Genomic DNA, 7,446 nt, shown 5'->3' with positions numbered 1-7,446 from the left:
GCAAAAGCCAAAGCGAGCGCGAATTATTTTAACTCGCAGATGGCAAATTTTGAGGCGGTCGATGCGGGATACGATGAGGCGATACTGCTCGATCCGCAGGGCTTCGTCGCGGAGGGTCCCGGTGAGTGCCTATTTATCGTAAAAGAGGGCGTCATCATCACTCCGCCGAACGACACTAGCCTAGAGAGCATCACTCAAAATTCGGTCATAGAAATCGCGCACAGCTTGGGCTACGAAGTCCGCAGAGAGCGCATCGCTCGCGATCAGCTCTATGCGGCGGACGAGGCGTTTTTTACCGGCACCGCCGCGGAGGTCACGCCGATTAGCAACATCGACGGCAGGATCATCGGCAAGGGCGAGATGGGCGAGATTACGAGCCGCTTGCAAAAGGCGTATTTCGCCGTCGTCACGGGCAAAGACCCTAAATTTGAGCACTGGCTCACATACGTTAAATAAGGACGCGCATGCCAGCGGATTTGAATGATTATTTTAATAAGAAAAACAGCGACAAAAAAGGCGGGAATTTAAATTTTAAAATTCCTAATTTCGGAGGGATGGGCAAGTTTAGCGGCGTGCTTTACGCGATAATCGCGCTAATCGCGCTGCTCGTGATCGCAAAGCCCTTCGTCACGATCCAATCGGGCGAAGTGGGGATCAAATCAAATTTAGGTAAATACGATCCGACGCCTCTTGGCGCGGGACTTCACTTTTTCGTGCCGTTCATACAGGACGTATTCGTCGTAGATACTCGCACGCGTATCATCAACTACACCAGCAGCGAAGATATGAGCGCGGGTATCGCTACTAAAAGCGGCACCGCGGGCGGTATCATTAGTAAAAACTCGCTTTCGGTGCTAGATTCGCGAAATTTGCCCGTCAGCATCGACATCACCGTGCAATACAGGCTCAATGAAGCCACGGCGCCCAACACGATCGCCGAGTGGGGCTTTTTGTGGGAGGATAAGATCATCGATCCGCGCGTAAAGGACGTCGTGCGTAGCGTCATCGGCAACTATGCCGCCGAGGAGCTGCCTACCAAACGCGACGAGATCGCCAAATCGATCGACGACGGCATCCGCAAAAATATCGAAGCACTGCCGAATTCGCCCGTAGATCTGCTAGCCGTGCAGCTTCGCGAGATCATCCTGCCGGCGAAGGTAAAGGAGCAGATCGAGAGCGTGCAGATCGCCAAACAGGAGGCTGAGCGCACCAAATACGAGGTCGAGCGCGCAAATCAAGAGGCGCTTAAAAAGGCTGCTCTTGCCAAAGGTAACGCAGACGCCGTCAAAATCGAGGCTCAAGGTCGTGCCGATGCCGCCAAGATCGAAGCCGACGCGCAAGCCTACGCCAACAAAGAGATCGCAAAGAGCTTGGATGCAAATCTTTTAAGCCTCAAGCAGATCGAGACGCAGGCTAAATTTAACGAGGCGTTGCGCGAAAACAGCGACGCAAAAATTTTCCTAACGCCGGGCGGCGCGGTGCCTAATATTTGGGTCGATACGAAAGATAAGGCGAAGCAAAGTGCCATCGAGCGGGAAAATTAAAATTTCAGGCGGCTATGCGCCCCAACTTCGCGAACTAAATTTAATAGCAGGTTGCTCCTGGCGCATAAGCTTAACTCGCAATTTTATGGGTTAAAATTTAGCGGCGAGTGCGAAAGCTCGCGATGAGCAAAACTCGCGCTCGCAGCAGCTTAAACCTAGCGGTCGCTTAAAATTTAGCCGCCAGGTTTACTCTTTAAATTTACGAGGCGCGCCGCTTCGTAAATTCATAACTCAAATTCCGCGTGCGGCGGCTAAATTTAAGGCGCGCGACTTCGCAAACTAAGGATCAAAGATGAAGGTAGATTGGCAAAAACTGGGCGGGCTGCTCCCCGCGATCGTGCAGGATGCTGGTGACGGCGCGGTTTTGATGCTCGCGTATATGAACGAAGAGGCATTAAATTTAACGCTGCGTACCGGCTACGCGCACTACTTCTCGCGCAGCAAGGGGCGCATCTGGAAAAAGGGCGAAGAGAGCGGGCACGTTCAGCTCGTGCGAGAGGTGTTTTTGGACTGCGACAACGATACGTTACTACTTAAAGTCGAGCAATGCGGCGGATCCGCCTGCCACACGGGCTCGCGAAGCTGTTTTTTCAAAGAGATTTCGCTGCAAAAATGCGGCGAAAATGTGGAGAGCCCGAGCGCTTGCGGCGCGATAAATTTTGCAGAGCACGGCTCTGTAACCTCTCTCGTGCAGAAAAATTCCGCGAATTCTCGCACAGAGCAGAATTCCGCTTCCTGCGACGGCTTGCAGAATTTAACGCCCAAAAATTCTACCGATTCCTGCGGTAAGCAAAATTCTGTAATGCAAAGCCCCGCTGCGACGAATTCTGCGTTCACAAATTCCGCCGCAGAGCGCAGCGAGCAAAATTTAGACGCCGTCTCGCAAAATTCTACGCTCGAAAACTCCGCAGAAAAAAGCCCGTACGGCATTTTGGACGAAATTTATCACGTCTGCTTGGATCGCAAGCTAAACGGTGAGCCTGCGCTCTCCTACGTCGCCTCGCTCTACGCGAAGGGCGAAAACGCCTATCTCAAAAAGATCGCCGAGGAGGCGTGCGAGTTCGCACTGGCGTGCAAGGACCTCTCGCGTAGCGAGCTTTACGTAGACGTCGCGCGCGAGGGCTTCGGCGAACACAGAGCGGGCGAGCCGCGATACGACGTGATTTACGAGGGAGCGGATCTTTTATTTCACCTTCTGCTCGCACTTGCGGCGCACAATATCCATCCGGACGCCCTGCTTGACGAGCTAGCGCGCAGGCAAGGACAAAGCGGCATCGAAGAAAAGCGTCGCCGCGAAAAATGACGCGTAAAATTTAATCGCAAAGGCGCCGCTCGCCCACCTTACGCGGCGAGCTAAATTTAAAAAGCGGCGCTGAAATTCTACACCGAATTTCATCGACGAAAGCATGCTTCAACCGCACTATTGCCGCAAAATTTAATTGTGGTGCGAGCTAAAATCTGCACCGTAAATTTAAACTCCTTGCGTAAATCATAAAATTTCACTAAAATTTTAAAATCAAATTTAAAGGATAGATGATGAGGCAGATCACGATGCAGGAGGCTTTGGACGCGGTTAGCGAGCGCTACTGCAAAGGCCATCACTACGAAAACGTAGCACTCACCGATGAGATGGTGCGCCGCATCTGCGAGGTAAAAAGCCTCGTAAATATGGGCTTTATAGCCACGGCCATCACGGACGCGGCACTACAGCATCTAGCCACGCTGCCGAAGCTTGCGTATCTGTTTTTGCAAGATAGCGATAAGATAAGCGGCGAGGGCTTTAGATACTTTGCGGGGCACGCCAAGCTCGAACACATCGGTATCGAAAACGTTAGCATCACGGATGAGGGGCTAAAAGCGATCGTGCAAATCCCGAAGCTAAAATCGCTGCGCCTGGTCAATTCGCGCGTAAGCTTTGCGGGGCTGCTAGCCGCGGCGGATACGAAAATTCAGTTTTATCTTAGCGGCGGGCGGTTTAGTAAGGAACAAATTGCGGAGTTTGAGCAGGTGCAAAGAGACGCCGCAAAGAGCAAAAAGAAGCTTGATCCAGATGACCTGGCGGCGGCGCGCGGCGCGCTACTCGCGTTTTTCGCGGCGATGAGCGAATGGGAGAAATTTGCCACTTCGCGAATTGACGACGCGGATGACGGTGAGGTGCAGCGTAGATGCGACGAGCTATTTGCGCGCTACTGCACGCCCGTTAGGCGCAGCGGCTTCCGCCCCGAGGGTATTTCGTTTTCAATGATGGAGGGCGGCACCTACGGCGGATATGAGCTAACGGACGCCGAATGCAAGAGCAAAAATAAAATTTACATCTACGCCAAGGACGAACACGGCTTTGCGCGCCGCTTCCTGCTCGTGCGCAAGAATGGGCGCTGGCTCGTAGATAAGTGCCAAGGTATGAGTGGCGGCTGGAAAAGCCGCGGGCTGTAAAATTTGAGCGCGAAATGGAGCTCAAATTTCATTCTCGGCGCGATCGCAGAGATAAAATTTAGCCTGCTGCAAGCGCAGTGATAAAATTTCATCGGCGCTACAAAACAAAAACAAAGAGGGCAAATGAGCGGTAAAATTTCTGCGTACGACGCGCACGGCGATTAAAGAAAGGTGCGAATGAAAAGGCAAATTTTCTCCGAGCTGGGCGGCTTCGTGATAAAGGGTCCTCGCGCTGCTCGCGCACTATTTGGATGAGCATGGACTTGTAGGCGACGACGTTCTTGCTTATTTTACGCAGACCGAGCACGGGGACGCGGTCGCAGAAGAGGGTATCGCGGTGCCGATATTGGGCGTTCGCAGCTTTAAAATTTCACAGCACTTATAATCCATATATAATGACGCTGGAATTTAGCGGCACTAATGTATTTTTTTAGAAGTCAATGTTTAATCAAAATTTTATAATTTTAGATGTGGAATTTGCGTTTAAATCAATTAAATTTAAGCCGCCAAAGACGGCTTAAATTTCACCTCTCAAAAACGAAAATTTTATTCGCTCCGTTTTCTCTAGACGCGACGTAAAATTTTCCATCCTTGACAGCTAGCGCATGCGCGTCGCTCGCGCCTTCAAAGCTATAAATCTCCACGATCTTTCTGCTGCGCGGATCAAGCTTTAGGATGCTTGAGTATTGCTTCGAGAGTAGATAAACAAACTCGCCTTGCGCATCCATACCCGTGATATAGTAGTCGTTTATGTCCCTGCCGTCTTTTACGCCGAGAGCTTCATCGAAGCTCGGCACGAACTCGCTCGAGAGTAGATTGTCGGCGTCGCTAAAGCTCGCCACGCTCCAGCTTTGCTTTATGTTATCTGGCACGCTAGCGACAAAAAACTCGCCGTAGAAATCCGAGTGATCCCACGAGAGGATGAACTGCTGCTTAGCGCGCACGGTGGAGTAGCGGTCCTTGAAGTCGAGCGTGAAATTTTCGTATCCGTCGTGCAGATAGCGCCACGCCTTGTTTGCTTCCTCTTTACTTTGGTTCGGTGCGGGCTTGAAAAACTCATAGGTTTTATTATAGCTCATGAGCCCTACCGAGTCTTTAAAAAAGCTCGCTGCGACGGTTTCTTCCATCTGCATTATCCAATCGGGCGTGCTTCGTAGATAGCTTTTTACGGTTTTTAGCTCGCCGTCCATTTCGTAGAGCTCGAATTTTAGCGTACCGAGCAAGAAGCTTCCGCTTGCCGCGTTGTAGTCAAGCCCTGTGATGGGATTATTGTTGTTTAAATTTAATGTTATCTCACCGCTTTTACGTAATGGTGTTAAATTTGTCACTGCGCCGTCCGCAGGATTTAGATTAAACTCGCCGCCCAGCGCCAGTGCAGCGCACAAAAGGGTTAAGGTTAAAATTTTTCTCATATCGCGACCTCACTTCGGTAAATTCGGTAGTTTTGGATTCCAGCTTTCGCGGAAGTCAATTTCGGTTTCCTCCCAGTGATCAAGCTCCCAAAACCACTTTGACGGATCGATGCTCATGCGCGAAGGCGTCGCGGAGGCTAGATAGGGCGGCGGGCCTGCGGTGATAAAGGCCTGCACGCAGTTAAAAGCCATAATGATCGCAAAGGCCGCAACTGCAACTTTGCCTAGCGCAAATTTGGGTAAAACCGCGCCGTATGCGCCCTCTTCGCTTTTTTGCATTATTTTACCTACGTTTTTGCCTAGCAGCAAAATCACGCCCAAAAATATAATGACGCAAAAATGCACCACTACTACCCAAAACTGCGTGTGTGCGCCTAAAATTTCGAGCCCGAAGCCCTGCTTTATGTCGAGGTAGCCGCCGCCGGTACCGTCGAGGCTGTAGTGCAAAAAGCCGTCGTATAGCCCGAGGCATGCTAAAAAGAGGATTGCAGCGAGGTATTTGACCTTAAAGCCGTATCTAACGATAACTAGCGCCATAAACGAGATCGCTACCATGCAAAATCTCTCGTGCCAGCACATGATGCAGGGACTATCGCCCATACCAAAGCCCAAAATAAGGCATGCGATACCTACGGGCAAAGCGATGAGAGCGAGTGCCGCGAGGGCGAAAAGATTGAAAAACCGCTTTTCATCTTCGCCCCAGCTCGCAGAAATTTCAGCGCCGCGAATGAGGCTTTGAGACATTTTATCTTGCATACTTTCCATTACTTGCTCCTAAAAATTTCCCATAGGCACGACGGCAAATTTATTCACCCACGCCATCATGATGACGAGTATAGTGATACCCGCGATACCAAAGCCCATAACTGCGCGCTTTTTCTCAGGTCTAAACCACAACAAAAGGCCCGCGACGAAAAACATCAGAACCATCAAAAATTCCATATTTTCTCCTTTCTTACTGAAATTTAATATCGTAAAAATATTACTATTTTGCTTATTAGACATATATTAAAAATTGTGTTTTTATCAGTGTAAATAAATTTTTTATGAAATTTTATGATATTAATATAGCTACTTTTAAGAAAATTTTTTCTATTTCAGCTTGATTTAAATTTATTTAAAAAGTTTCGATTGACTTGATTTTGCCTATGCGGGTCGCGTGATAAAACGCCACACGATTGAAATTATAAAATTTAGCAACAAGATGGGCAATGACTTTTAGCGCGACGGCAGGCAAGTGGGGGGGCGCGATCATCGCTGAGGCGCATCCGTTTTTCTGCGACAGAGCGGTCCTTGTATTATGTCTATCTTCTTGCGTTTAGGCTATATTCTTGCGCCGCGTTTTCCCCCTACTGAGCGCTCGTTTCGGTAGCGGACGCCGCCTCGTTGATAGCGAGCAATACCTTGCGATCGGTTTATGTCGGTCGCAGATGCCGCTCTGCTGTGCGGTTATTCCGGTTTATGCCCCGCCATAAAATTTTAAAATTTTATAAAGCTCACCCAAGCCGATCGCTTTAATTTTTTTGCTCGTTCTTAGTCGTGAAGCGTTTGTGCGTGGGCTTTAGGCGGCATGCCAGACATCCTCGCGTACTCCCTGCTGAACTAAGACGAGCTTTCGTACCAGACGTCAAAGACCGCCTGCGACGCCGTCGTATCGCCGTTTTGTAAGACATATTGGCTTCCTGCAACCTAATGCGCTTTTGAAAATCAAGCGGGCTTAGCGCAGTATTGTAGGAATTTTTGCATGTCGTAGTGATACCGCTTGCCCTAAATTCCACCATTTTGCCGTCGCGTAGACACAAGCACGCGCTAGGTTCGTAGATCTTTACGTAAAGTCTGGGGCCCGCTTTGGCGGTAGAGGCTAGACGCTTGTATGGGCGTCTGAACGTATCCATAGGCGAGATGCAGCTCGCCGGTGATCTTCGCGGCGTCTTTTAAAATTTTATCTACTTCGTTCATGCTTGCTCCTTTAAATTTATGCAGATTACACTTACATTTGCATGATTAGGCAAGGAATTTGGACTATCGTGCTACCGCAAAATTTTAAAAAAGGCTAT

The 7,446-nt window shown here is 49.7% G+C and carries 10 protein-coding genes and 1 pseudogene; 6 read left to right on the top strand and 5 right to left on the bottom strand.

Annotated elements, in window-relative coordinates; all coding sequences use genetic code 11:
* The 5 genes and pseudogenes from Q0140_RS02120 to Q0140_RS02100 form a co-directional block, all read left to right on the top strand.
* The coding region (locus tag Q0140_RS02120) for an aminotransferase class IV (RefSeq protein WP_297961247.1) at nucleotides 1-456 on the top strand (456 nt) is incomplete at its 5' end.
* An 8-nt stretch (nucleotides 457-464) separates the two neighbouring features.
* Nucleotides 465-1,544, top strand: a complete 1,080-nt coding sequence (locus tag Q0140_RS02115; RefSeq protein ID WP_297961244.1) for an SPFH domain-containing protein — start codon at nucleotides 465-467, stop codon at nucleotides 1,542-1,544.
* Between the two features lie 292 nt (nucleotides 1,545-1,836).
* Nucleotides 1,837-2,175 (top strand): annotated as a pseudogene (hisI, locus tag Q0140_RS02110) (phosphoribosyl-AMP cyclohydrolase); the annotation flags it as partial.
* A 171-nt stretch (nucleotides 2,176-2,346) separates the two neighbouring features.
* Nucleotides 2,347-2,847, top strand: a complete 501-nt coding sequence (locus Q0140_RS02105; RefSeq protein WP_297961250.1) for a phosphoribosyl-ATP diphosphatase — start codon at nucleotides 2,347-2,349, stop codon at nucleotides 2,845-2,847.
* A 233-nt stretch (nucleotides 2,848-3,080) separates the two neighbouring features.
* Complete coding sequence (locus tag Q0140_RS02100; RefSeq protein WP_297961240.1) at nucleotides 3,081-3,977, top strand: NTF2 fold immunity protein; 897 nt, start codon at nucleotides 3,081-3,083, stop codon at nucleotides 3,975-3,977.
* Between the two features lie 21 nt (nucleotides 3,978-3,998).
* Here the strand turns inward: Q0140_RS02100 and Q0140_RS02095 are convergent, their stop codons facing one another.
* Nucleotides 3,999-4,166, bottom strand: coding sequence for a hypothetical protein (locus Q0140_RS02095; RefSeq protein ID WP_297961237.1), 168 nt, complete (start codon nucleotides 4,164-4,166; stop codon nucleotides 3,999-4,001).
* Between the two features lie 58 nt (nucleotides 4,167-4,224).
* On the opposite strand from Q0140_RS02095, the gene Q0140_RS02090 reads away from it, so the two are divergent.
* Nucleotides 4,225-4,362, top strand: a complete 138-nt coding sequence (locus Q0140_RS02090) for a hypothetical protein (RefSeq protein WP_297961234.1) — start codon at nucleotides 4,225-4,227, stop codon at nucleotides 4,360-4,362.
* A 139-nt stretch (nucleotides 4,363-4,501) separates the two neighbouring features.
* Here Q0140_RS02090 and Q0140_RS02085 read toward each other — a convergent pair whose 3' ends face one another.
* From Q0140_RS02085 to Q0140_RS02070, 4 genes are all read right to left on the bottom strand, one after another.
* Nucleotides 4,502-5,389 (bottom strand): hypothetical protein, encoded by an 888-nt coding sequence (locus Q0140_RS02085; RefSeq protein ID WP_297961232.1) that lies wholly within the window; start codon nucleotides 5,387-5,389, stop codon nucleotides 4,502-4,504.
* Between the two features lie 9 nt (nucleotides 5,390-5,398).
* The gene (locus Q0140_RS02080; protein ID WP_297961229.1) at nucleotides 5,399-6,154 is read right to left on the bottom strand and encodes a disulfide bond formation protein B; all 756 of its coding nucleotides are present in this window, start codon (nucleotides 6,152-6,154) and stop codon (nucleotides 5,399-5,401) included.
* A gap of 9 nt (nucleotides 6,155-6,163) precedes the next feature.
* Nucleotides 6,164-6,331, bottom strand: a complete 168-nt coding sequence (locus Q0140_RS02075; protein WP_297961226.1) for a hypothetical protein — start codon at nucleotides 6,329-6,331, stop codon at nucleotides 6,164-6,166.
* Between the two features lie 867 nt (nucleotides 6,332-7,198).
* Entirely contained in the window at nucleotides 7,199-7,348 is a 150-nt protein-coding gene (locus tag Q0140_RS02070; protein ID WP_297961223.1) for a hypothetical protein, read from the bottom strand.
* Nucleotides 7,349-7,446 lie beyond the last annotated feature (98 nt).

The organism is uncultured Campylobacter sp. (assembly GCF_938045405.1).
GTDB lineage: Bacteria > Campylobacterota > Campylobacteria > Campylobacterales > Campylobacteraceae > Campylobacter_B.
The sequence above is the reverse complement of the archived record's forward strand: the minus strand, read 5'-3'. Positions and strand labels throughout refer to the sequence as shown.

What these genes read in the sequence shown, in the direction of transcription:
- Q0140_RS02115 (WP_297961244.1), top strand. Translation starts at nt 465, where the DNA reads ATGCCAGCGGATTTGAATGATTATTTTAATAAGAAAAACAGCGACAAA.
- Q0140_RS02105 (WP_297961250.1), top strand. Translation starts at nt 2,347, where the DNA reads ATGCAAAGCCCCGCTGCGACGAATTCTGCGTTCACAAATTCCGCCGCA.
- Q0140_RS02100 (WP_297961240.1), top strand. Translation starts at nt 3,081, where the DNA reads ATGAGGCAGATCACGATGCAGGAGGCTTTGGACGCGGTTAGCGAGCGC.
- Q0140_RS02085 (WP_297961232.1), bottom strand. Translation starts at nt 5,389, where the DNA reads ATGAGAAAAATTTTAACCTTAACCCTTTTGTGCGCTGCACTGGCGCTG.
- Q0140_RS02080 (WP_297961229.1), bottom strand. Translation starts at nt 6,154, where the DNA reads ATGGAAAGTATGCAAGATAAAATGTCTCAAAGCCTCATTCGCGGCGCT.
- Q0140_RS02075 (WP_297961226.1), bottom strand. Translation starts at nt 6,331, where the DNA reads ATGGAATTTTTGATGGTTCTGATGTTTTTCGTCGCGGGCCTTTTGTTG.
- Q0140_RS02070 (WP_297961223.1), bottom strand. Translation starts at nt 7,348, where the DNA reads ATGAACGAAGTAGATAAAATTTTAAAAGACGCCGCGAAGATCACCGGC.